This window comes from Streptomyces yatensis, from assembly GCF_018069625.1.
Classification (GTDB): Bacteria; Actinomycetota; Actinomycetes; order Streptomycetales; family Streptomycetaceae; genus Streptomyces; species Streptomyces yatensis.
Genome location: NZ_CP072941.1, coordinates 8,350,008 through 8,373,028, shown reverse-complemented (window position 1 = coordinate 8,373,028; position 23,021 = coordinate 8,350,008). Strand labels below are relative to the sequence as shown.

Sequence of the window (23,021 nt, the reverse complement as noted above, 5' to 3'; positions counted from 1 at the left end):
CCTCGACGCCGATGTCGGATTCCCGCCGGAAAGGACCACCCGGCGAGTGTTTGGCTGGGCGCATGACCGCCACGCAGCAGGCCAAAGCCCGCCTCTTCCGCTCCCTGCACACCCTCGCCGGACCCCTCGCCCTCGCCAACGCCTGGGACGCGGCGAGCGCTCGCGTCATCGAATCCGCGGGCGCCTCCGCGATCGCCACCACCAGCGCCGGTGTCGCCTGGTCGCTGGGCTGCCCGGACGGCGACGCGCTCGCCCGCGACCTGGCATTGGAGACGATCTCCCGCATCACCGCCGCGGTGGCGGTGCCGGTCACCGCCGACATCGAGGGCGGGTACGGGCGGGACGCGGCCGACGTCGCCGAGACCATCACCGGGGTGCTCGCGGCGGGCGCCGTCGGCGTCAACATCGAAGACGGCACCAGGCCCCCGGGCGAGTTCGCGACGCGACTGGGGGCCGCCCGGCGGGCCGCCGACCGGGCGGGGGCGGACCTCTTCCTCAACGCCCGTATCGACACCTACCTGTTGGGGCTCGGGAACCCGGACACCCGGCTCGGGGAAACCCTGTCCCGGGCGCACATGTACCTGGACGCGGGTGCGGACGGCATCTTCGTCCCCGGTGTCACCGACAGCGCCACGATCGCGGCGCTGGCCATGGACATCTCGGGACCGCTGAACGTCATGGCCGGCCCCGGCGCCCCGGCCGTCGCCGAGCTGGGGGCTCTCGGCGTGGCCCGCGTCAGCCTGGGCTCCGGCGTGGCGCAGGCCGCGTACGCTGCCGCTCGCCGCGCGGCGCGGGAGCTCTTCGACACCGGTGGCTACGGCTCCCTCGACGGCGCGATCCCCTTCCCGGAACTCAACGCGCTGCTCTCCGAGCCCCGGGTGGCCGTCTCATGAGGTGGGTTGCGTCCCGCTCATGAGGTGGGTTGCGTACCCCTCACGAAGCGGGTTGCGTCCCCGCGATCACCCCAGGCGGCCTGCGGGGTGACGATGAGCCCGGCCACGCCACGTCGTCGATCGCGAGCCACGGCGCGACGGCCACCGCCGTGGGCGTGAGCCCGGTGAACGCCTTGACCTCGCGGTGGAGATGGGACTGGTCGACGTAGCCGCTCTCGGTGGCAACGTCGGCGGCGGCGCGGCCCGCCGCGAGTAGGTGGGCCGCGTGGTCGAACCGCACCAATCGGGCGGCGCGTTTGGGTGTGATGCCGAGCTGGGACCGGAAGCGGGCCGAGAGCCGCTTGCGGCTCCAGCCGACCTCCTCCGCCAGACGCTCGACCCGGACCCGCCCCCGGCCGGTGAGCGTCCGCCGCCAGACATGGGCGACCTCCGGCGCGACCGGTGGGCGCGTGCCGAGCCATCGGCCGAGGAGGTCCACCGCGATCGCGAACCGGTCGTCCCACGACGCGGCGGCACGCAGCCTCTCCTCGGCTCGCCCGGCATCGGGGCCCCAGAGGTCATCGAGGGCCACCACCGTCCCGCTGAGCTCGGGCGACGGGCCGAGCACCGCGGCCGCCGCGACCGGCTCCAGCCGGATCTGGAGGCACTCGCCCACCCGGCCGCCCGCCCGGAGCTCGCCGGGGTGGAGGCCGACGACGACACTGCCGCGCCCGTGTTGGCCGTGTGCGTCGTAGACGAGGCCCTCGCCCTCGCTCAGGTCGACCAGCAGGGTGACGGACGGGTGCGCGACCATGGCGATGTCCACCGCCGCGGGAACACGTTGGCGGAACCCGGCCATGCTGACCCCCGGCAGCCGAGCGGACGGGCGCGGGACCGCGACGTCCACCGCTGCCCAGTCGAATGGTGTCCCCGCCGACATCACACGCCCAGTCTAGGTCTCAGGGCGTCACGGGCGGGGCGTCAACGCCCGTTGCCGCGAAGCCCAGCAGCAGGGTGCCGGTCGCCTCGGGCTCCTCGTACATGGGCACATGCCCGACGCCCGGCAGCAGCTCGATGCGCGCGCCCGGCACCGCGTCGTACTGGTGTGCCGACGAGGGCTCCCAGCGGGGGTCGGCGGCGCCGAAGACCACCAGTACGGGGACGTCGAGGGCGGCGAGGCGCTCGGGCAGGCTCCGCTCGGCGAGGTACGCGGAGTTCCGGCGCAGCACGCTCCTGAGCGTGGGATAGGCGATCCTCCGTATGTCGGCGACCACATCGTCCGCCACCTCCACCGGGCGTGCGCATGTCGCGCTGATTCCCCTGCGGATCGTCGCGTCCGAACGCCTCGGCCACAGGAGCGGGCCGAGGGGCGGGGCCAACAGCACCCGGAAGAGGAGCGGCTGCGGCAGGAGGGCGTCCAGACTCGGGCCACTGCTGATCAGCGCGATCGATCTCACCAGGTCGGGGCGGTGTTCGGCGAGCGCGGTGGCGACGTAGCCACCACTGGAGTGCCCCGCCACGGCCACGGATCGGTGGCCGTGGCCATCGAGCAGCGCCGCCACCTGACCCGCCTGCGCGGGCACGTCATAGGACGCCGCGGGCGGGGACTGGCCGCAGCCCGGGAGGTCGACCCGGATGACGTGATGGTGGCGAGCGAGCGCCGGGACCACCGGGCCCCAGAAGCCGCCCGAGGCCCCCGATCCGTGGATGAGCAACAGGGGCGGTGCCTGCCGAGGGCCGTCGTGGACCACATGCATCCCGTGCGAGAGCTCAACGCTGTGTTCACTCATGGGGGGATGGTGCCGGGGCGGCCGACCGCCGGTCTTGTACATATGTCGTCGGGGCGGTGACGTGGGCCGAGAAGACCGAAGCGACCGAGGGAATGCCCGCCCGCGTGTGACGCCGCGCGGAGAAGGTGCGGCAGTGGCCGGCCGACAGGACGAGCGCGGCCAGGGCAGATCCGGCCCAGCCGAACCGGATCTGCCCAGCTGAGCCGGATCTGCCCAGCTGAGCCGGGTCACCGCCACGGTGAGTGGCATCCAGGCGGTCAGCAGCCCGACGGCGACCGTGGGCCCCCCACCCCCAATACAACGGCAAGTACAGGGCGGCCTCGATCCCGGCGCGCTGCCCGGCCGGTGTCCGTGCGTCGACCGCTCGCATGGCGCCGCTGTGCGGGCGGGTGGGGCGCCACCGCCGCTGTGCCCCTGCCCCGCGCACGGCCGTCGGCGCGGGCACGGTCCGGCGCAGCCGTTGCCACACCCATGCCCGCAGGGCCAGGGCCAGGTGCAGGACATGGGGAGTGGTCAGCGTTCCGGGTGCGTACTGGGCGAGCAGGCCCGAGACCACCGGGCCCACGGCGGTGCCCGCCGCGAAGGCCAGGCTCGCGAGCAGCGGTCCGGCGATGCGGGCGGTGGGGCCGCGACGCCAGGTGATCAGTGCCTGGACCGCTCCGGTCGCGGCGCCCAGGGCCGGCGGCATCCGCCTGACGAAACGCGGCCCGCATCCTGCCGCGCCACGGCTCGACCTACCACCAGTTGGTGCTCGCCGCCTGCATGAGCGCGGGCTTCTCGGCGAGATCCCCGTCCTCACCCGCGCCGCGCGGACCATCACCGCGGCAGCCACGCGGTTGCTGCCGATGCGCTGACTTCCCCGCCCGGAAGGGGAAGGAAGCACGCCGGTGCGCCCCGCGGCCGGGCGGGGGTGAACTTTTTTGGATATCCGCGTGACGTAATCCGTCACGCCGCACCTCCCCCGTTCATCCGCGCCAGATCTGCGGGTGTTACCCCTCCGTGATGTCCGGGGTGCCGGATCGCCCGGCTGTGACCTGGAGCGATGCAGGATTCCCTCATTGACGCGTGGAAAAGCGCTCATTAGCGTCCGCCCCATGACCCACCAAGCCCTCGTGGACACCATTGATGACCTGGACCGTTGCGTGATCGCGGCGCTCCAGCTCAACGGTCGTGCCCCCTGGTGCGCGGTGGCCCGCTGGGTGGGTACCAGCGAGACGACCGCCCAGCGGCGCTACAAGGCCCTGCGCGAGCGGGGAGTGCTGCGGGTCGTCGGCACGCTGGAGCTGGACCGCACCCGGGAGGGCTCGTCCATGCTCGTCCGGGTGCAGGCCAAGCCCGGTCGCGGGCTGGACCTCGCGGACCGGCTCGCCGTCAGCCCGGATGTGCGCTTCCTGGCCGTCGTCACCGGCGCCGCCGATCTCATCGTCGACTTCGTCGCCCGTGACAACGAGGAGATGATGCGGATGCTCTTCACCGACCTGCCCGGGGCCGAACTGATCACCAGCACCGAGGCGGTCGCCGTCATCCGTGCGTTCACCTCCGCGTCGATGTGGGACACCGGGCTGCTGCCCGCCGAGGCGGCCGCGGACCTGCGGCCCGCTTCGCTGGCGTCCTCCTGCGACCGCGACGACTGGGACGAGGCGCCAAAAGCGCTGACCGCCCTGGAGCAGGAGGTCGCGGCGGCCCTCAAGGAGGACGGCCGGGCCCAGATCAGCGCCCTGGCCCGGCGCCTGGGCCACACCGAGGCCGGTGTCGCACGGGCCATGGAACGACTCATATCCCGCGGCATCCTGCAGTTCCGGACGCTGGTCGAACCGGGCCTGCTCGGATACGACGCGGAGTTCATGGTGTGGCTGTCGATCGAGCCCGACCGGCTCGAAGCGGCGGGGCGCCAGCTCGCGCGGCATCCGGGCACCAAATTCCTGGGCGCGGCGACCGGGCGTTTCAACCTCGTCGGACACATGGTGCTGCCCCGCCGCACCGATCTGCTCCGCTACACCAGTGAGGTCATCGGGACACTGCCGGGGCTGATCGCCTCGGATGTGACGTTGCACCTCGCCACCCTCAAGTACTCCTGGCACCGGATGGTCCGCACCGTCTGAGCCCCCGGCCGGCCGCCGGGCACACCGGCCGGTGGCGGCCCGGCCCTCCCCTCATCCGCCCTCTCCCGTCCCCGTCCCGCCCCGATCCTTGTGGAGATCACCATGCCCACAGACGACTTCGGCCTGCCCTCGGAGAGCTGGCGCTGGCCCGAACACACCTGGCGCGGCCACGTCGACGCGGTCCGCGCCGGGCGGCGGCTGGTCCCGGACCGCTGGCCCGGCGGTGCCCGCGTCGCGGTCGCCCTCTCCTTCGACGCCGACCACGAGACGATCCCGCTGCGCGACGGCGGGACCAGCCCCGGTCTGCTCGCCCAGGGCGAGTACGGGGCCCGCGCCGGCTCCCCGCGGATCCTGGACCTCCTCGCCCGCCACGGCGTCCCCGCGACCTTCTTCATGCCGGCCGTCTCCGCCCTCGTCCACCCCGAGGAGGCCCGCGCCTACACCCGTGACGGGCACGAACTGGCCGTCCACGGCTGGATCCACGAGCGCAACATGCTGCTGGGCCGCGAGGACGAGAAGGACCTCACGGCGCGTGCCCTGGACACCCTCACCACGCTGACCGGCAGCCGCCCGGTCGGCATCCGCACCCCGTCCTGGGACTTCTCCGACTCGACCCTCGCCATCATGCTCGAGCTGGGCTTCGCCTACGACTCCTCGCTGATGGCCGACGACGAGCCGTACGAGATCGTCGCCGACGGCCGGCCCACCGGCCTGGTGGAGATCCCCGTCGACTGGATCCGCGACGACGCCCCGTACTTCACCATGGACCGCTACGGGTCCGCCCGCCCGCACAGCCGTCCGCGCGACGTACGGGAGATCTGGACCGACGAGTTCGACGCCGCCTACCGGGACGGCGGCGTCTTCCAGCTCACCCTGCACCCGCACGTCATCGGCCACCGCTCGCGCCTGGTGGCGCTGCGGGAGCTTCTCGACCACATCGCCGCTCACCCCGGCGTCTGGTACGCCACGCACGCCCAGCTCGCCGACACGGCCCGCGACGTGCTGCACGGCCGGACCACAGCCGGCTCCCCCGCCGACACTCCGGAGCACACGCCATGAACACCGGATCCACCACGCCCACCGGCCCCCTGCGCCAGGACGGCGCCGCCCCCGCCACCACCCGGCTGAGCGGCGCCCAGCGCAAGGCCATCGTCGCCGGGACCATCGGCAACACCGTCGAATGGGTCGACTGGGCCCTGTACTCCATCTTCGCCAAGATCATCGCCGATGAGTTCTTCCCGAAGAGCGACGGCGCGGTGGCCCTGCTGTCCACGCTCGCCGTCTTCGCCGTCGGGTTCGTGATGCGCCCGGTCGGTGCCGCCGTCCTCGGCGCCTACGCCGACCGCCATGGCCGCAAGAAGGGCATGACCCTCACGGTCGGCCTGATGGCGGCCGCCGGTTTCGTCATCGCGATCACCCCCTCCTACGAGACCATCGGCATCGTCTCGCCGCTGCTCCTGCTGGTCGCCCGGCTGGTGCAGGGCTTCTCCGCCGGTGGCGAGTTCGGCTCGTCCTCCGCGTTCCTCGTCGAGTCGGCGGCCCGTGGCAGGCGCGCCTTCGCCGGGTCCTGGCAGCAGGTGTCGGTCGCCGGCGGGGTGCTCGTCGCCTCCCTCCTGGGCACCCTCGCCACCTCGGCCCTGAGCGACGACGCCCTGCACTCCTGGGGCTGGCGGGTGGCGTTCATCCTCGGCGGCCTCCTCGGACTGGTCGGCCTGTGGCTGCGGGTCTCGGTGGCGGACACCGACTCCTTCACCCAGGCGCGGGGCTCCGGCCGCACCCGCACCAATCCCGTCAAAGCCATGTTCGTGGAGCACCCCGGGGCCGCCCTGCGCGTCGCCGGCATCACGGTGGCCGGCACCCTCACCTACTACATCTGGGTCAACTACCTCCCCACGTACGCGAATCTGACCACCGGCATCCCGCTGAAGACCGCGCTGCTGTCCCAGACCCTGTGTCTGGTCGTCTTCGTCATCGCGCTGCCATTCGTGGGCGTGGTCTCGGACCGGCTGGGCCGCAAGCCGACCATGGCGGGGTTCGCCGGTGGCTTCGTCATCCTGGCCTGGCCCCTGCTGCACCTGCTGAGCAACAGCTTCCTCAGCCTGTTCCTGGTCCAGCTCGTCGGCATGCTGCTGATCCTCGGCTACTCCGCCAACTGCGCCGTCATCATGGCCGAGCAGTTCCCCCCGGAGGTGCGCGCCACCGGTATCGCCCTGCCGTACGCCCTGGCCGTCGCGCTCTTCGGCGGCACCGCGCCGTACCTGACGACGTGGATGCATGAGAGCGGCCACAGCGACCTGCTGTGGATCTACGTATCGGCGGCCTCGCTGATCTCCTTCGTCGTCTACATAACGATGCCGGAGACCAAGGACAAGGAGTTCAGCTGATGACCCACGTCCTCGTCACCGGCGCCGCGGGCGGCATCGGCGGGGCGATCGCCGAGGAGTTCGCCGCCCGGGGCGCGTTCCTCACCCTCGTCGACCGCGACCCGGCCGCCCTCCGGCGGGCCGGGGCACGGGTGGGAACCCGTACCGCGCCACGGGCCGCGGACCTGACCGACCCCGACGCGCCCACCGCCGTCGTCGAGGCGGCCTGGGCGGAACACGGCCCCATCGACGTCCTCGTCAACGCGGCGGGCGTCTACCCCTCGCTCGACATGGCCGAGGTGGACGCGACGGCCTGGGACCGGCTGTTCGCCGTCAACCTGCGCGCCCCGGTCCTGGCCACCGCCGCCTTCGCCCGGCTCGCCATCCACCATGGACGGCCCGGTGCGGTCGTCAACATCTCCTCCGGCTCCGCGCTGCGCGCCCGCCCCGGCGGAGGCCCGTACGCGAGCTCGAAGGCCGCCCTGGAGATGGCCACCCGAGCCGCCGCGCTGGAACTGGGCCCGCACGGCATCCGCGTCAACGCGGTCAGCCCCGGTTTCATCCCGGTGGACAGCGACTGCAACCCCGTCTCCGCGCAGTACGCCGAGGCCATAGGCGCCAACCCGCTGGGCCGCCCGGGAACGCCACAGGACATCGCCCGGGCGGTGCGCTGGCTCACCGGCCCCGACGCCTCCTGGATCACCGGCGAGGTGGTGCGGGTGGACGGCGGATCCAGCACGGGCGCCCTGCACCTGCCCCGCATCTGGCAGCCCGACGACACCCGCGCCGCCCCGCCCACACCGCCCGCCCCGGTGCCGGGGACCACCGCGGCCACAGCCGGCGCGACCGCGACCGCCACCACGACCATGGAAGAAGGACGAACCACCCGATGAACGACGCCCAGCCGGTCAGGCCCGGATACACCGTCGTCGGCGCGGGAGCGATCGGCGGCACCCTCGCCTTCGCCCTCGCCCGGGCCGGCCACCCGGTCACCGTCGTGGACACCGACCGCGCCCATGTCGACGCCATCCGCACCCGCGGGCTCGTCGTCGCCCGCGGCGGCATCCGCGAGAGCGTGCCGGTCACCGCCACGACCCCGGACGAGTTCACCGGCACCCTCGACCGCGTCCTGCTGGCCGTGAAGGCGCAGGCCACCGGCACCGCGCTGGACTGGATCGCGCCCCGCCTGGCCCCGGACGGCTATGTCGTCTCCCTGCAGAACGGCTTCAACGAGTCCCTGATCGCCGAGCGTCTGGGAGCCGCCCGCACCGTCGCCGCCTTCGTGAACATCTTCGCCGACGTCATCGAACCGGGCGTCATCCTGGACGGCGGCGCCGGGGCCCTCGTCATCGGCGAGCCCGACGGTGGGCCGGTCAGCCCGCGGGTCCGGGATCTGGTGGCCCATCTGCACAGTTGGGGCCCGGCCGTGGCCAGCGACAACGTCGAGGGATATCTGTGGGCCAAGGCCGGGTTCGGCGCCATGCTCGCCGCCACCGCCCTCGCGGACGCCCCCATGGCCGACCTCATCGACCGGCACCGCCCCGCGATGGCCGCGCTCACCGGCGAGATCTTCGCCGTGTCCGACCGCCTCGGCGTCACCCTGGAGGCCTTCGACGCCTTCGAACCGCACCCCTTCCGGCGAGGAGCGGACCCAGCCGTCCAGGACGCCGCCTTCGACCGTCTCACCGCATGGCTGCGCACCCAGACGAAGGACCGCAGCGGCATCTGGCGCGACCTCGCGGTGCGCCACCGGCCCGTGGAGGCCCCCACCCACTACACCGAGGTCTTCGACCACGCGGCGCGCGAAGGTCTGCCCACGCCCCTGCTGCGATCGGTCGTGACCGGCCTGCGCCAACTGGAGGGCGCCGCACAGGACATGTCGGAGTCACGGCTGGACGAACTGGACCGCCTGGCCGAGCCCCCCGCGCCCTCGCTGCCGCCCGACGCCGAACAGGCCGACGCGGTGCGGCAGTGGCTCGACGCCCACCGCGAGGACATGGTCGCCGACCTCGCCGCCTACACCTCCCAGGGCAGCGCCAGCGACGACCTGGACGCCCTGAAGAGCTGCCTCGGCTGGCTGCGCGACTGGCTCGACCGGCGCCTGGGCGCACCGGACACCGAGGAGACCCTTTCGCGCGAGGCGGCCGGAGACATCCTCGTCCGCCGCTACTCCGCCCGGGACACCACCACCCGGGACCACCGTCCCGTCCTTCTCCTCGGGCACTACGACACCGTCTGGCCGACCGGCACCCTGGACACCTGGCCCTTCCTGCGGGACGGCGACCACATCAGCGGCCCCGGCGTCTTCGACATGAAGGCCGGTCTGGTCCAGGCGGTCTGGGCACTGCGCGCCCTGGACGCCCTCGATCTGCCCCGCCCGGCCTGCACCGTGATGCTCAACGGCGACGAGGAGACCGGCAGTCTCGCCTCCCGCGACGCCATCGTCGAGGAGGCACGCGACAGCCGGCTCGCCATGGTCTTCGAGGCCGCCGCCGACGGCGCGATCAAGACAGCCCGCAAGGGCGTCGGACTCTTCACCGTCACGGTCACCGGCGTCGAGGCCCACGCCGGTCTGGACCCCACGGCCGGAGCCAGCGCCGTGGACGAACTCGCCCACCAGATCCTGCGGCTGACGGACCTGCGCGCCCCGGACGCGGGCACCTCGCTGAACGTGGGCGTGGTGGAGGGAGGCACCCGCAGCAACGTCACGGCGGGGCACGCCGTGGCCCGTATCGACATCCGCGTCGCCACCGCCGCCGAACAAAAACGCCTCGAAGACGCCCTCGCCGCGGTGCGGCCCGTCGACCCACGGACCCGCGTGGAGGTCACCGGTGGCTGGAACCGCCCGGTGTTCGAACGCACGGAAGGGGTCGCCGCACTCGCCGGCCTGGCCCGCCGCTGCGCCGCACTGCTCGGACACGACCTGCCCGAGGCGTCGGTCGGCGGAGCCAGCGACGGCAACTTCGTGGTGGCCCAGGGCACTCCGGTCCTGGACGGTATCGGCGCGGTGGGCTCGGGCGCACACGCCCGCTCGGAGAACACCTCGGTGCGGGGCATGGTCACCCGCGCGGCGCTGGCCGCCACCGTGCTGACGGCGCTGGCACAGGAATGAATCCCCTGCCCCGCGCGACCCGGTAGGACATGAACGGCGTGTCTTACAATTCCCCGGCCACTGGCGAAAAATGAGCGGTCGAAGGCACGGGCCGCGGGGGCGAGGAGGAATCGCGATGGCATCGGGGGGATGGGGTCTGCCGAACGACCCCGGACAGGGAGGAAACCGCTGGGGGCCTCCGCCATCACCCGGTCCGTACGGGCCGCCGACACCGGATCCGTACGGGCCACCACCGGCACCGGATCCGTACGGACCGCCACCGAACCCCTACGGGCCCCCGCCCCCGCCTCCGCCGCCCGGGCCCTACCGCCCGGCGCCCAGGAACCGGCACTGGTACCGGCGGGTGCCCTTCCTCTTCTTGATCGTCCCCCTGCTCCGCTCGGTGCACCGGGCCGCGCGCAGGGTGTTCGACCAGGACGGCGGCGGGCGGGTCCACGATCCCGTGGTCACCCGCTTCCAGATCACCCGCACGGTGCTCGGCGTCCTCGCCACGTTCACGCTCTACTACATGTACGGGGCGGACAACGGCCTGGAGGACCAGGCCAGCGAGGGTCTCGGCCAGCTCCTCCTGACCCCGGTCCTGCTCATCATCGCCGGACCGCTGGTGATCACTGCCTTCATCCGCTACGCGCCCGCGGAGCGGCGGCGGCTGCTGCGCTCCCGGCTCGGCGTCCCGGCCAAGACCGTCGGCTGGTACGTCCTGGTCGTGGCCGCCCTCGTCGGCACGGCGTGGCTGATCTCGGGCACCACGCTGCTGCACGGGCTGCACGGGGTGTGGCTGTTCGTGGCCGCCGTTCCCGCGCTCGCGTTCGTGCTGTGGGGGCTGCCGTTCTTCTTCATGGCCTCGGCCTACGTCGCCCGCTCCGCCTTCAACACCGCCTATGTGCACGCCGCGCTACCGGCCGTGCTCACCGTGGTGATGGTCTGGATCATCGCCATCCTCAACCTGACCGGGAGCGGCATGCCGAACGGTCCGATGTGGGCCCAGTTCTGCTCCCTGTTCGGCGGCCCGCTCTCGGTGACCGGGCTCTCCCTGTGGGAGCTGCACCGACTGCGGACGCGCCACGGCGTGACCATACGCGGCTGAGACCTCCGGCCCTTCCCGGTGGCGCGGCGGCCGTACCGAGGGTCACCGGGCGCTGTGCCGCGTTGCCCGGGAATCGACGGCGGACGTGGGCGGTGGCGGCCGGTTCCGTACCCTGGCGGCATGCGCATGCGCCCCACCTTGAGCTGGACCCCGGTTAAGGACCTGCCGCCGGGCAGTACGGACCTGGCGCCGGTCGCCGACGCGCTGAGCACCGGCGGTGTGCTGGTGCTCAGCGGTGCGGGCATCTCCACGGAGTCGGGCATCCCGGACTACCGGGGCGAGGGCGGGAGCCTGAGCCGGCACACCCCGATGACGTACCAGGACTTCACCGCCGGTGCCCCGGCCCGGCGCCGGTACTGGGCCCGCAGCCATCTCGGCTGGCGCACCTTCGGCCGCGCCCGTCCCAACGCCGGACACCGGGCCGTGGCCGCGTTCGCACGGCACGGCCTGCTCTCGGGTGTGATCACCCAGAACGTCGACGGCCTGCACCAGGCCGCCGGCAGCGAGGACGTCGTGGAACTCCACGGAAGCCTGGACCGGGTCGTCTGCCTTGTCTGCGGCGCCTCCAGCCCGCGCCGCGACCTCGCCCGGCGGCTGGAGGAAGCCAATGTGGGCTTCGCGCCGGTGGCCGCCGGAATCAATCCGGACGGTGACGCCGACCTCACCGACGAGCAGGTCGGGGACTTCCGTGTGGTGCCCTGTACGGTCTGCGGCGGCATCCTCAAACCGGACGTGGTGTTCTTCGGCGAGGCCGTTCCGCCGCGGCGGGTCGAGCACTGCCGCGAGCTGGTCCGCGAAGCCACCTCACTGCTGGTCCTGGGCTCCTCACTGACGGTGATGTCCGGACTCCGGTTCGTCCGCCAAGCGGCCAAGGCCGGGAAGCCGGTGCTGATCGTCAACCTGGACCCGACCCGGGGCGACCAGCACGCCGTCACCCGGGTCGCCCTCCCGCTGGGAACGGCCCTCACCGGCGTGGCCGAGCGACTGGGCATCCCGGGGCCGACACAGCCCTGACGCGGATCCGGCGTGGCGCGGACCGGGTCCGGGGTCCGGCGCCCTTGCGGCTATTGCGCCGGGCGGATCCAGGTCCGGGCGAGTTCCGCGACCCAGGTGGCCGCCGCGTCGGGAGCGGGCGGAGGAGCGCCGACGACCACGACTTCGGTGACGCCCGCCGCGTCGAGCGCGGGGAGGTGCTCCGGGGTGCCGTCGCTCAGCGCGACGGCGACCGTGAACTCGTCAAACGCGCGGCCGTGGCGCGCGCACTCGTCGGCGAGCACGGCGATACGGGCCGGGACGTCGGCCACCGGGATGGTGAAGCCGTACCAGCCGTCGGCGAGCGTGGCCGCCCGGCGCAAGGCGGCGTCGCTGTTTCCACCGGCCACGACCGGGAGCCGGGCGCCACGCAGCGGCTTCGGGTTGACCCGGATCGCGTCGAAGCGGATGAACTCCCCCGCGTAGGAGGCCGGATCCTCGGCCCACAGGGCGCGCATCGCGGCAAGGTACTCCTCGGCGCGCCGCCCGCGACCGGCGAACGGAACTCCGAGCGCCGCGAATTCCTCGGCCGACCAGCCGACCCCGACCCCGAGGCCGAACCGCCCGGCGGAGAGCACATCGAGTGTGGCGGCCTGTTTGGCGACCAGGACCGGGTTGTGCTCGGGCAGCAGGAGTACGCCGGTGGCCAGCTCGATCCGGCTGGTGACCGCCGCCGCGAAGGTCAGGGCGAGCAGCGGGTCCAGCCAGTCCGCGTCCGCGGGCACGGCGATCCGGCCGTCCGCCGAGTAGGGGTAACGAGAGGCGGGCGCGTCCACGAGCACCGCGTGCTCACCGCACCAGAGCCTCGCGAAGCCGTGCGTCTCGGCAGCCGTGGCCACGGCCCGGATCACCTCGGGACGTGCGCCGTCGCCGATACCGAGCGCGTGCAACCCCACTCGCATGCTCCACCTCCGGGCGTCACCTTAGGCGCGAGGCGCGGACGCACCGGGCTGACGTGGCACGCCGCGCCCGCGCGCGGCGTGGCATGTGGTCCGGACGAGCGAAGGCCCTCCTCGATGCCGCCTGACGGGGGGTAACCCCAGCCACTGCCCTGAGGACAGCGCATCGGCAGGTCAGGGGGACGGCCGGATGGGCCGTTCCCCTCTCCGCTGGTGGGATGGTGCGGACCACCGGCTCCGGGGGCGGACCAGCCGCGGGCCACGGCCCGAGCGGTCCCCGAACGCGCGGGCAATCCGAAAAGAAAGGGGCTCACCATGCAGGTGCCGGGAAAGCGCCGCCGGGGCCGGCTCGTCCTGACCGGCCTGGCCACCGTCCTCCTCGCCGCCTCCACCGGACCGGCGGCGGCGAAGCCACGGCAGCCCGATCCGCTCCAACAGCAGGTGGACACGGTCCACGACACCGGGGCCGTCGGTGTGTTCGCCGAGGTGACATCACCGGACAGACATGACACCGCGCGCGCCGGGACGGCCACGGTGGGCAGCGGGAGGCCGATGCCACGGAACGGCCGTTTCCGGATCGGCAGCGCCACCAAGACCTTCACCGCCACGGTCGTGCTGCAACTCGTCGCCGAGGGGCGCATGTCCCTGGAGGACACCGTCGAGCAGTGGCTACCGGGAGTGGTCCGGGGCAAGGACAACGACGGCAGCCGGATCACCGTGCGGCAACTCCTGCGGCACACCAGCGGCATCCATGACGTCCTGCCGGAGATACCCGCGTTGAACAGCGCGGAGGGCTATCGGGCCGAGCGGTTCCGCACCTACACCCCGAAGGAGCTGGTGCGGCTGGCGATGAACCACCGGCCCAACTTCCCGCCGGGTGACGGCTGGTCGTACTCCAACACCAACTACGTACTCGCCGCGATGATCATCCACGAGGTCACCGGCCGGAGCTGGGCACAGGAGGTGAACGACCGGATCATCCGCCCGCTGGGCCTGAAGGACACCAGCACCCCCGGCGCCTCCCCGTCCGTCCCGGGCCCGCACGCCCACGGCTACGCCGCGTTCGGCACCCACACCGGCATCGACGTCACGGCGCTCAATCCGAGCATGGCCGCCGGCTCCGGCTCGATCATCAGCACCACGCACGACCTGAACCGGTTCTACGCCGCGCTGCTCGGCGGCCGTCTGCTGGCTCCGGCGCAGCTCGACGAGATGACGACCACCACGCCCGCGCCCGAGCTGGGCGTGCGGTACGGACTCGGTCTGGGCGAACTCCCGTTGTCCTGTGGCGGCAGCTACTTCGGCCACCCGGGCGAACTGCTCGGCTATCACACCTGGAGTGGCGTCACCCGGGACGGCACCCGGACCGCCGTGGTGTACGTCACCAGCGACGGCGGCGACGACACCCAACAGGCCATGAGCACCCTCGTGGACCGGGAACTCTGCCGGAGCCGCTCCTGACCACTCCTGATCCTCCGCGATGGTCCGCGGTCGGGCGCTACGCGCGGCGGGCCGCGAACACCGCCGCGCCCAGCAGGGCCTGGTCCTCGCCGTCGTCGCGTACCGACAGGGTGAGGCGTGCGAGTCGCGGGTCGTGGTGGGTGAGGCCGTCGTGGAGGGGCGGGCCTATCAGGGGCCATGCGGCCGTGATGGAGCCGCCGAAGACCACCGTGTCGGCCTCGAAGGCGGTCAGCCACGGGGCGAGGGTGTCGCCGAGGGCACGCAGGGCCGAGGTGATGATGCCGCGGGCGGTGGTGTCGGTGACGGCGAAGGCCGTCAGCTCCCGCAGCCCGTCGACGGGGCGGCCGGTGCGCTCCGTGTAGTGGGTGGTCATCGCCCGGGTGGAGACCGTGTCCTCCAGCGGGCGGCCGTCCACGGTGAGCAGGTCGACGCGGCCCTCTGGCGGCACGCGCGGGTCGTCCTCGACGATCGTCCCCCGGTCCAGGAACGCGGAGCCGATCCCCGTGCCGAGTGTTTCGTGTTCCAGCGCTTCTTCGTCAACAGCCTGCGGCTCACGGCCTGACCCGAACCACCCTGGGAGAGAGAACACATGACGACGCGCGCCCTCGTACGCGACCGCCGCTGGTCCACCGACAAGGCCCGGACGAGCATGATCGGCCTCGCCGTCGCCGCCACCGCGCGGGCCGGCGACACGGAACTGCGAGCCCTGCCGGAACACCTCGTACGCCGCGACGACGCCGGCGCCCGGCGCGGTGTGCGCATCCTCATCTCCGGTGACGCTCCGGATCACGGCGAGTGGACCTTCGAGGTGGAGGTCGCGGGCCGAGGCCGGGTGCCCGTCGAGGTGCTGCCCGCGCCCGGCGGGCCACGCCTGATGCTCCCCCTGGAGAGCGACCGCCGCGACGTGCGGATCCAGGCCCGCAAGGGCGACGTGTCGGCGGTGCTCGCCTTCGCGCTGGAACCGCCGCGCGACTGGACGATCCACCTGGTCCACCACTCGCACCTGGACATCGGCTACACCGATCCCCAGGGCACCGTCCTCGGCGAACACGTCGCCTTCCTCGACTCCTGCCTCGATCTGACCCGTACCACCGACGGCTGGCCGGACGACGCCAGGTTCCGGTGGGCCGTGGAGTCGCTGTGGTCCTTCGAGCAGTGGGCCGCCGGCCGGCCGCCGGAGCGGGTCGCGGAGTTCGTCGAGCGGGTCCGCGCCGGTCAGATCGAGCTGACCGCCATGCCGTACAACCTCCACAGCGACACCTGTTCCACCGACGAACTGCACGAACTGCTGCGGCTGGCCCGCCGGGTGAGGGACACCTACGGGATCGACTTCCACTCGGCCATGCAGACCGATGTGCCCGGCTCCGTGGCCGGGCTGCCGGACGCCCTGTCCCCGCTGGGCGTGCGCTACCTGTCGGTGGCGCACAACTGGGCCGGGCGCTCGGTGCCCACCACCAACGGCGGGGCACGGCTGCCGCGCCTGTTCCGGTGGCGCGCCCCCTCGGGCAAGGAGGTGCTGGTGTGGATGACCGACAGCCCCCACGGCCTCGCCTACATGGAAGGGCCCGTACTGGGCTTCGACACCTCGTACAGCATGGTGGACGACCTGCTGCCCGCCTATCTGACATCGCTGGCGACCAACCCCTACCCGATCCCGCCCGAGCTCCTCGGCTCGCCGTCCCCCGCGCCCGGGGAGCGCGAGCCCTACCCGTGGGACGTGCTGCACCCGAGGGTGCAGGGCCACTTCGGGGACAACGCGCCGCCACGGCTGATCCTCGCCGAGACCGTACGCCGCTGGAACGAGACCTGGGACAGCCCCAGGCTACGGCTGTCCACGAACACCGACTTCTTCGCCGACGCCGAGGCCCGGCTCGGCGACGCCATCCCCGCCTTCGAGGGCGACTGGGGCGACTGGTGGGTCGAGGGTGTCGGATCGGGCGCCCGGCCCCAGGCCATGGTGCGCCGCGCCCAGTCCACCGTCACCGACGCCGCCACCTTGTACGGCATGGCCGCCCTGGCCTCCCCCGCGCGGCCCGCCACCGATCTGGCCACGGCCGCCCGCGACGGCGCCGACCAGGTGTACCGGTCGGTGTCCCTGTTCAACGAGCACACCTGGGGCGCCTCCGACCCGTGGACGCACGGTGACGCGGGCGGCGAGTCGGGCGAGCAGCAGTGGCACTGGAAGTACGGGTACGCGCTGCACGGCGACAACGACGCCGACACCTTCCTCGACCACGCCTCGGCCGCACTCGGCGCCCTGCTGCCCACCGCGGCCGACGCCGACGTGACCTACTGGGCCGTCAACACCACGGCAGCGGCCCGCACCTCCGTCGTGACGGTGTTCCTGCGCGAGAGCCGTGTCCCGCTCACGAGCACGGTGTCGGTGACCGACGGCCGCACCGGCGCGGAACTGCCGCTGGTCCAGGAGGCGCAGACCAACCCGGTCCACCGGGACGCCGGGCGATGGCTGCACATCCAGGTGCCCGATGTGCCGCCGTTCGGCCTCGTACGGCTGGATGTGACGGTGACCGGCCATGACGGCGACAAGGTGGTGGCCTCCCCCGCCGCGCTCCGCCTCGACGGGGACGAGGAGGGCGAGAAGCGGAAGAACCGCGCCGTCCCCCTGCCCACCGCCGACGACCTGATCCTGGAGAACGACCACCTGCGCGTCCGCGTCGACCTGACCACGGCCTGTGTGGCGAGCCTCGTCGAGAAGGCCACCGGCCGCGAACTCGTCGACCAGGGCGCCGTCGTCGGCTTCAACGGCTATGTCTACGACACCTACACCACTGCCGGCGGCTACAACCACCAGGCCAACAAGACCACCGTGAGCGAGGAGCTGGAACTCCTCGGCTCCCGGACCCTGGCCCGCCCCGCCGTCCTCCTCGAACGCGTCGACGACGCCCTCGGCCAGCGCCTCACCTACGAATACGCGGCCGACGGCGTCCGGCGGGCCCGCACCACGCTCAGCCTCGGCCGTGACGACGCGCACCTGGTGATCGACAACCGCTTCGACAAACCCGCCACCATGACGAAGGAGAGCGCCTACCTCGCGTTCCCCTTCGCGCTGACGCGGCCCACGGTGCACTACGAGATCACCGGCGCCCTGACCGGCACCGGCCTGGCCCATGTGCCCGGCGCACCGCAGCACATGCGTGCCGTCAGGTCGTTCGTCTCCCTTTCGGACGACGGCGGCCCCGTCGCCTGGATCACCAGGGACGCGCCACTGGTCGAGCCGGAGACCATCGCCCTGCCCTACGCGCCCTTCCCCGACTCGACATCGCCGCGACAGCCCGGCACGGTCTACTCCTGGGTGCACAACAACCTCTGGGACACCAACTTCCCGTCCCAGCAGGCGTTCCACACCACCTTCCGCTACGCGGTGGGCGTCCGCCGCAGCGGCGAGACCATCGACGCCGACGCCCTGGCGCTGCGCACCGCCTATGAGGTCGACCACCCGCTGATCGGTGTGCCGGCGCACGGCGCCCCCGACGCGGCCCGGCCGGCCGAACGCGCGCTGCTCTCGGTGGACGACGCGCGCATCGCGGTCCGCGACGCGGCCCCGGTGCCGGGTGACGACGGCGTCGACCTGCTGATCAGGCTCCAGTCCTTCGCCACGGAGCCGCGCACGGTGCGCCTCAGGTGCGGCTTCCCCGTCGCGAGCGCGGAGCGCGCCACCTATCTCGGCGACCCCGACGGCCCCGCCGCCCTCGACGGCGACGAGCTCCTCGTGGAGATCCCCCGCTTGGGCAGCGTCGCGGTGCGGGCGCGGCTCGGCGCCGCGGGGGTGGCGGGGTAGCGGGGTAGCTGGGCGGCGTCGTACGAGCCGCCCGCCACCGGTCCCGGGTCCGGGTCGGTGGCGGGCGGCCCTGTCCCTGTCCTCCGACCCCACCCTCACCCTCGTGATCTACACCGCCGTCCCCCACACCCCCAGCGCCGACGCCCTCCGCCTCCTCTCCGCCTGGGCCGCCGCCCAGGACCACCCGGCATCCGACCTCCACGAGCGCCTCACCCGCGTCGCACACCAGGTCACTGGTCGGTCGGGAGCACCCGGAACAGCGTCACTGAGGCGGGATCGGCTGGGTGAGGTTCACCGGGTTGCCGTCGGGGTCCGAGATGTGGGCGACGCGCTGTCCCCACGGCATGTCGTTGGGGCCGCTGCGGACCGAGCCGCCCAGCGCCTCTACCCGGCCGAGCGTCTCATCGACGTCGTCGACACCGATGCTGAGCAAGATCCGCGACGCCTCCCGGTCGTCGCCCAGGTTCGCCTTCGCCACCAGCCCGAGGTCGGTGTCGCCAATACGCAAGCCGAGGTAGAAGACCGGGCCTTCCGCCGGTACCCGGAAGATCTCCTCCGCACCGAACAATTTCGTATAGAAGCCGAGCAGGACGTCGTGGTCGGCAGTCAAGATCACTGGCTGGATGGTGGACATGGCACTCCTGTCGAGAACGGTCGTGTCGCTGGGTAGACCGTTCGAGGACGGTGAACTCATCGGCAAAACCGCCCTGCCAAATGATCTACACCCCAGACTGCCGCCCACGACCAGCACGAGCACCCCGAAACGAGGTCACGCCACCCCTCTGACCAGCCCAGCTCTGACATCCGAAGGGATTCCTTCCATGGACGGCGCTGGGTCCGCCAGTCAACCTTGACGGTAGAGGAGCCGCCCCTTCGTTGCCGCGCCAGGCCTTCCCCACACCAGCATGGTGGAATGCTGTGGCGACTGCTCTTTCTGGCCTTGACGAGCACTTTCACCCTGATACGGCTCCTGTCGAGAGAGGCCCAGGGGAGGTGGCGCCCCACCTCCCCTGCTCGGAGTGTTCAGTCGATACAGAACTCGTTGCCCTCGATGTCCAGCATCGGGATGCACGACTCGTTTTCCCCATCGGCGTACAGCGTTTGCACGTGGGTCGCGCCGAGCGCGACCAGTCGTGCGCACTCGGCTTCGAGCGTGGCGAGGCGCTCCTCCCCCACGAGCCCGGTGCCGACCCGGACGTCGAGATGCACCCGATTCTTGACGATCTTGCCTTCGGGGACACGCTGGAAGTACAGGCGCGGGCCCACGCCTGAGGGATCACTGCAGGCGAACCATGATCCCTGCTTCTCAGGAGGCAGGGTGCGGTTGAAATCGTCCCAGGTGGTGAACCCCTCCGGCGGCGGCGGTATGACGTACCCCAACACTTCACACCAGAAGCGAGCGAGGCGCTCAGGTTCTGCGCAGTCGAAGGTGACTTGGAACTTCTTGATCTCTGACATCAGCGCACCGTACCGCGCACCAGCGCGACCCTGCCGCTCATTTCCCCAGGCTGATCCGCCAGTCCCTTGTCGCATCCTGGGCCGCCTTGGACACCAAGGCCGGCGGGACAGTCACGGCAGCACCACCAGCTCACGGCTGGTGCGGTTGAGGCGTTCGCCGCCGTCGTCGGTGCAGATGACGATGTCCTCGATGCGGGCTCCGAACCGGTCGGGAAGGTAGATGCCCGGCTCGACGGAGAAGGCCATGCCGGGCTCCAGCGGCAGGGCGGAACCCGCCACGATGTAGGGCTCCTCGTGGGTTTCCAGCCCGATGCCGTGGCCGGTGCGGTGGATGAAGTGGGGCCCGAAGCCCGCGTCCGTGATGATGTCCCGGCCGATCGCGTCCAGTTGCTCGGCGGTGATACCGGGCCGCACCGCGTCGGTCTGGGCGCGCTGGGCGGTCAACAGCACCTCGTACAGCCGTCGGTACTCCGCCGGGGGCTCGCCGACGACGTAGTCGCGGGTGGAGTCGGAGCAGTAGCCGTCTTCGGTGGTCCCCCCGATGTCGACCACCACCGGGTCACCGGGCTGGATCACCCGGTCCGACAGCTCATGGTGGGGGCTGGCGCTGTGGGGTCCGGAGCCGACGATGACGAAGTCGGTCCGCACATGGCCTTCGGCCGTGATGGCTTCCGCGATGTCCCGGCCGACCTCGCGTTCGGTGCGCCCGGCGCGCAGCCACTCGCCCATGCGGGCGTGCACCCGGTCGATGGCCGCGCCCGCCCGGCGCAGCGCCTCGGCCTCGGCCCGGGTCTTGCGGATCCGCAGCCGGCCGAGCACCTCTCCGGCGAGTGCCTGGTCGGTGTCGGGCAGTACGGCGCGGAAGGCGATCGTCTTCTCGGCCCACATGTGGTTGTCGACGCCGACCCGGGCCATACCGGCGGGCAGTCTGGCCGCGATGAGGGCATACGGGTCCTCGGTCTCGGCCCATCCGGTGATCTCGATGCCGAGGTTCCCGGCCGGGGACGCGAGCGCCGCGGGCCGCTCCAGCTCCGGCACCAGGAGGAAGGGCTCGCCGACCACGGGGAGTACGAGGCAGGTGAGCCGTTCCAGGGGCAGGGCCTGGTAACCCGTCAGGTAGCGCAGGTCGGCGCCAGGGCTGATCAGCAGCGCGCCCAGGCCCGCGTCGGCGGCGGCCTCCCGGGCGCGCTCCAGACGGTCGGCGGGGTAGAGATCGGTGAGGATCACAGGGTGTTCTCCATCCTGGTATCGGGCCGGACCGGGCCGAGGGGCGGCGGGCCGGACCGTCCTCGACCGGCTGGGGCCCCTTCAGCCTCAGCCTCCACAGCATGCAGCACAAACGGCAACCCCACGGCACAGGACGCACTGCCCGCGCCAGGTCCCAGCCGACCGCCTGCCCGACCCGCTCCCGGCCCAGACCCGCTCCCGGCCCGACGCGCTCCTGGCCCAGACCCGCTCCCGGCCCAGATCCTCTCCTAGCCCAGATCCTCGAAGATCTCGCCCCAGAACGCGGATTCGTCCACGTCCGGGTCCAGGTCGGCCATGCGCTCCCGCAGATCCGTGACGGCGGCCGCCCGTACGGCCTCGTCCGCCGATCCCAGGGCATTGCTCGATTCGGCGATCAGCCCGAGGAGCACGGCCAGCCGAGGGAGCGAATCGGCGGCCGGTCCCTGCCACCCCTCCCCGTGGTCCCACCCGTTGGGGTCGTAGTGGGTGATGCCACCGTCCGCCGCTTCGAGCATCAGGTGCTGGTCGTACCGCGTGGCCACGGTGAAGCAGAACTTCTCGGGCGGCGAGTCGTCGTCCGGGTAGCGGTTCCCGTAGATCTCGTCGGCGTCGAACGGTTCCAGCCCGCCCTCGTCCCGTACATGCCGGGTGTCGAGCCCTACGACGTCGAGACGGACGGCCGGAAAACCGACCGTGAGCAGGAACTCCCTCGACTGGGCGTCGGTCAGCTCGGCCGGCAGACCAGCCTCGTCCGGCCGCCAGAGCGCGCCTTCGCCCAGTCGCTTCTCCAGCCACGCCGCGTCCGGTATGAGCGGAGTGTCGTTGCTTTGCACTGCGTGGCCCCCATGAAGTCCGCGTCGTTCGGCTCTTGCGGGCCCCAGTCAATCGCATCGCGCGGCGCGGCTTTCCGGCGCCACGGGGTCGATGTCAGGCGACGATGTCAGGCGTCGATCTCAGGCGTCGTAGATGTAGAAGCCACGTCCGCTCTTCCGGCCGAGATGGCCCGCCGCGACCATGCGGCGCAGCAGCGCGGGCGGTGCGTACAGGGGCTCCTTGAACTCCTCGTACATCGACTCGGCCACCGCCTGGATGGTCTCGAGGCCGATGAGGTCGAGCAGCCGGAGCGGTCCCATGGGGTGGGCGCAGCCGAGCTCCATGCCCCGGTCGATGTCGTCCGGGACGGCGGAACCCGATTCCACCATGCGCACCGCGCTGAGCAGGTAGGGCACCAGGAGGGCGTTGACCACGAAGCCGGAGCGGTCGGGTGCCTGGATGGCCTGCTTGCCGAGCTGCTGGGCGATGTCGTGGGTGCGCCGCACGGTCTCCTGGCTGGTGGTGAGCGCGGGGATCACCTCGACCAGCTGTTGCACCGGCACGGGGTTGAAGAAGTGCATGCCGATGAGCTGGGCGGGCCGTTCCGTGGCGACCGCGAGGTCGACGATGGGAATCGAGGAGGTGTTGGTGGCCAGGATCGCCGCCGGGTCCTCCACCACCTTGTCCAGGGCGCGCAGGACATCGGTCTTGATGTCGCGGTTCTCGGCGACGGCCTCGATGACGAACTGGCGGTCGGACAGCTCACCGAGGTCATGTGTGAAGGACAGCCGGGCGAGGGCCTGGTCCCGCTCCTCCTCGCTGAGCTTGCCACGCCGAACGCCCCTGCCGAGGGAGGCGGTCAGACGACGGCGGCCCGCCTCGGCGGCGTCCGGGGTGGCTTCGGCGACACGGACATCGATGCCGTGCCGGGCGGCGACTTCGGCGACGCCGGAGCCCATGAGGCCGCAGCCGACGACGCCGAGACGGGTAACGGGATCCATCTGAG

20 protein-coding genes are annotated in these 23,021 nt (G+C 72.2%); 10 read left to right on the top strand and 10 right to left on the bottom strand.

Features of this window, described 5'->3' with window-relative positions; all coding sequences use genetic code 11:
* Nucleotides 1-62: 62 nt before the first annotated feature.
* Complete coding sequence (locus tag J8403_RS34965) at nt 63-893, top strand: isocitrate lyase/PEP mutase family protein (protein ID WP_211126636.1); 831 nt, start codon at nt 63-65, stop codon at nt 891-893.
* Nucleotides 894-933: 40 nt separating this feature from the next.
* Here the strand turns inward: J8403_RS34965 and J8403_RS34960 are convergent, their stop codons facing one another.
* The 3 genes from J8403_RS34960 to J8403_RS34950 are packed head-to-tail and all read right to left on the bottom strand — an operon-like array spanning nt 934 to nt 3,350.
* Nucleotides 934-1,812 (bottom strand): helix-turn-helix domain-containing protein, encoded by an 879-nt coding sequence (locus J8403_RS34960; protein WP_211128586.1) that lies wholly within the window; start codon nt 1,810-1,812, stop codon nt 934-936.
* A gap of 19 nt (nt 1,813-1,831) precedes the next feature.
* Nucleotides 1,832-2,662 carry an alpha/beta fold hydrolase gene (locus tag J8403_RS34955; protein WP_246586136.1) on the bottom strand — a complete coding sequence of 277 codons (831 nt, stop codon included), beginning with the start codon at nt 2,660-2,662 and terminating at the stop codon, nt 1,832-1,834.
* Complete coding sequence (locus J8403_RS34950; RefSeq protein WP_246586135.1) at nt 2,655-3,350, bottom strand: hypothetical protein; 696 nt, start codon at nt 3,348-3,350, stop codon at nt 2,655-2,657. The genes J8403_RS34955 and J8403_RS34950 overlap by 8 nt, the downstream gene beginning before the upstream one ends.
* Before the next feature lie 406 nt (nt 3,351-3,756).
* Here J8403_RS34950 and J8403_RS44460 point away from each other — a divergent pair, with 406 nt between their 5' ends.
* The 7 genes from J8403_RS44460 (at nt 3,757) to J8403_RS34915 (ending at nt 12,340) form a co-directional block, all read left to right on the top strand.
* Nucleotides 3,757-4,764 (top strand): Lrp/AsnC family transcriptional regulator, encoded by a 1,008-nt coding sequence (locus J8403_RS44460; RefSeq protein ID WP_211126635.1) that lies wholly within the window; start codon nt 3,757-3,759, stop codon nt 4,762-4,764.
* Nucleotides 4,765-4,866: 102 nt separating this feature from the next.
* Nucleotides 4,867-5,823, top strand: coding sequence for a polysaccharide deacetylase family protein (locus tag J8403_RS34940; protein ID WP_211126634.1), 957 nt, complete (start codon nt 4,867-4,869; stop codon nt 5,821-5,823).
* Complete coding sequence (locus tag J8403_RS34935; RefSeq protein ID WP_211126633.1) at nt 5,820-7,148, top strand: MFS transporter; 1,329 nt, start codon at nt 5,820-5,822, stop codon at nt 7,146-7,148. The genes J8403_RS34940 and J8403_RS34935 overlap by 4 nt, the downstream gene beginning before the upstream one ends.
* Nucleotides 7,148-8,020 (top strand): SDR family NAD(P)-dependent oxidoreductase, encoded by an 873-nt coding sequence (locus J8403_RS34930; protein WP_211126632.1) that lies wholly within the window; start codon nt 7,148-7,150, stop codon nt 8,018-8,020. Before J8403_RS34935 ends, J8403_RS34930 begins: the two co-directional genes overlap by 1 nt.
* Entirely contained in the window at nt 8,017-10,239 is a 2,223-nt protein-coding gene (locus J8403_RS34925; RefSeq protein ID WP_211126631.1) for a 2-dehydropantoate 2-reductase, read from the top strand. The genes J8403_RS34930 and J8403_RS34925 overlap by 4 nt, the downstream gene beginning before the upstream one ends.
* A gap of 343 nt (nt 10,240-10,582) precedes the next feature.
* Nucleotides 10,583-11,326 (top strand): hypothetical protein, encoded by a 744-nt coding sequence (locus tag J8403_RS34920; protein WP_246586134.1) that lies wholly within the window; start codon nt 10,583-10,585, stop codon nt 11,324-11,326.
* Nucleotides 11,327-11,446: 120 nt separating this feature from the next.
* The gene (locus tag J8403_RS34915; protein WP_211126629.1) at nt 11,447-12,340 is read left to right on the top strand and encodes an NAD-dependent protein deacetylase; all 894 of its coding nucleotides are present in this window, start codon (nt 11,447-11,449) and stop codon (nt 12,338-12,340) included.
* 50 nt (nt 12,341-12,390) lie between these two features.
* Here the strand turns inward: J8403_RS34915 and J8403_RS34910 are convergent, their stop codons facing one another.
* Nucleotides 12,391-13,260: an LLM class F420-dependent oxidoreductase gene (locus tag J8403_RS34910; RefSeq protein ID WP_211126628.1), complete on the bottom strand. Its 870-nt coding sequence runs from the start codon at nt 13,258-13,260 to the stop codon at nt 12,391-12,393.
* 312 nt (nt 13,261-13,572) lie between these two features.
* On the opposite strand from J8403_RS34910, the gene J8403_RS34905 reads away from it, so the two are divergent.
* The gene (locus tag J8403_RS34905) at nt 13,573-14,718 is read left to right on the top strand and encodes a serine hydrolase domain-containing protein (protein ID WP_211126627.1); all 1,146 of its coding nucleotides are present in this window, start codon (nt 13,573-13,575) and stop codon (nt 14,716-14,718) included.
* A gap of 37 nt (nt 14,719-14,755) precedes the next feature.
* Here J8403_RS34905 and J8403_RS34900 read toward each other — a convergent pair whose 3' ends face one another.
* Nucleotides 14,756-15,307 carry an ROK family protein gene (locus J8403_RS34900; RefSeq protein ID WP_211126626.1) on the bottom strand — a complete coding sequence of 184 codons (552 nt, stop codon included), beginning with the start codon at nt 15,305-15,307 and terminating at the stop codon, nt 14,756-14,758.
* Here J8403_RS34900 and J8403_RS34895 point away from each other — a divergent pair, their 5' ends adjacent.
* Nucleotides 15,308-18,517 carry a glycoside hydrolase family 38 N-terminal domain-containing protein gene (locus tag J8403_RS34895; protein ID WP_211126625.1) on the top strand — a complete coding sequence of 1,070 codons (3,210 nt, stop codon included), beginning with the start codon at nt 15,308-15,310 and terminating at the stop codon, nt 18,515-18,517.
* 262 nt (nt 18,518-18,779) lie between these two features.
* Here the strand turns inward: J8403_RS34895 and J8403_RS34890 are convergent, their stop codons facing one another.
* From J8403_RS34890 to J8403_RS34870, 5 genes are all read right to left on the bottom strand, one after another.
* Nucleotides 18,780-19,151 (bottom strand): VOC family protein, encoded by a 372-nt coding sequence (locus J8403_RS34890; RefSeq protein ID WP_211126624.1) that lies wholly within the window; start codon nt 19,149-19,151, stop codon nt 18,780-18,782.
* A 389-nt stretch (nt 19,152-19,540) separates the two neighbouring features.
* Nucleotides 19,541-19,975: a VOC family protein gene (locus tag J8403_RS34885; protein ID WP_211126623.1), complete on the bottom strand. Its 435-nt coding sequence runs from the start codon at nt 19,973-19,975 to the stop codon at nt 19,541-19,543.
* A 111-nt stretch (nt 19,976-20,086) separates the two neighbouring features.
* Nucleotides 20,087-21,202, bottom strand: coding sequence for an aminopeptidase P family protein (locus J8403_RS34880; protein WP_211126622.1), 1,116 nt, complete (start codon nt 21,200-21,202; stop codon nt 20,087-20,089).
* 248 nt (nt 21,203-21,450) lie between these two features.
* Nucleotides 21,451-22,035 carry an SUKH-4 family immunity protein gene (locus tag J8403_RS34875; RefSeq protein ID WP_211126621.1) on the bottom strand — a complete coding sequence of 195 codons (585 nt, stop codon included), beginning with the start codon at nt 22,033-22,035 and terminating at the stop codon, nt 21,451-21,453.
* A 120-nt stretch (nt 22,036-22,155) separates the two neighbouring features.
* Entirely contained in the window at nt 22,156-23,016 is an 861-nt protein-coding gene (locus J8403_RS34870; protein ID WP_211126620.1) for a 3-hydroxybutyryl-CoA dehydrogenase, read from the bottom strand.
* Nucleotides 23,017-23,021 lie beyond the last annotated feature (5 nt).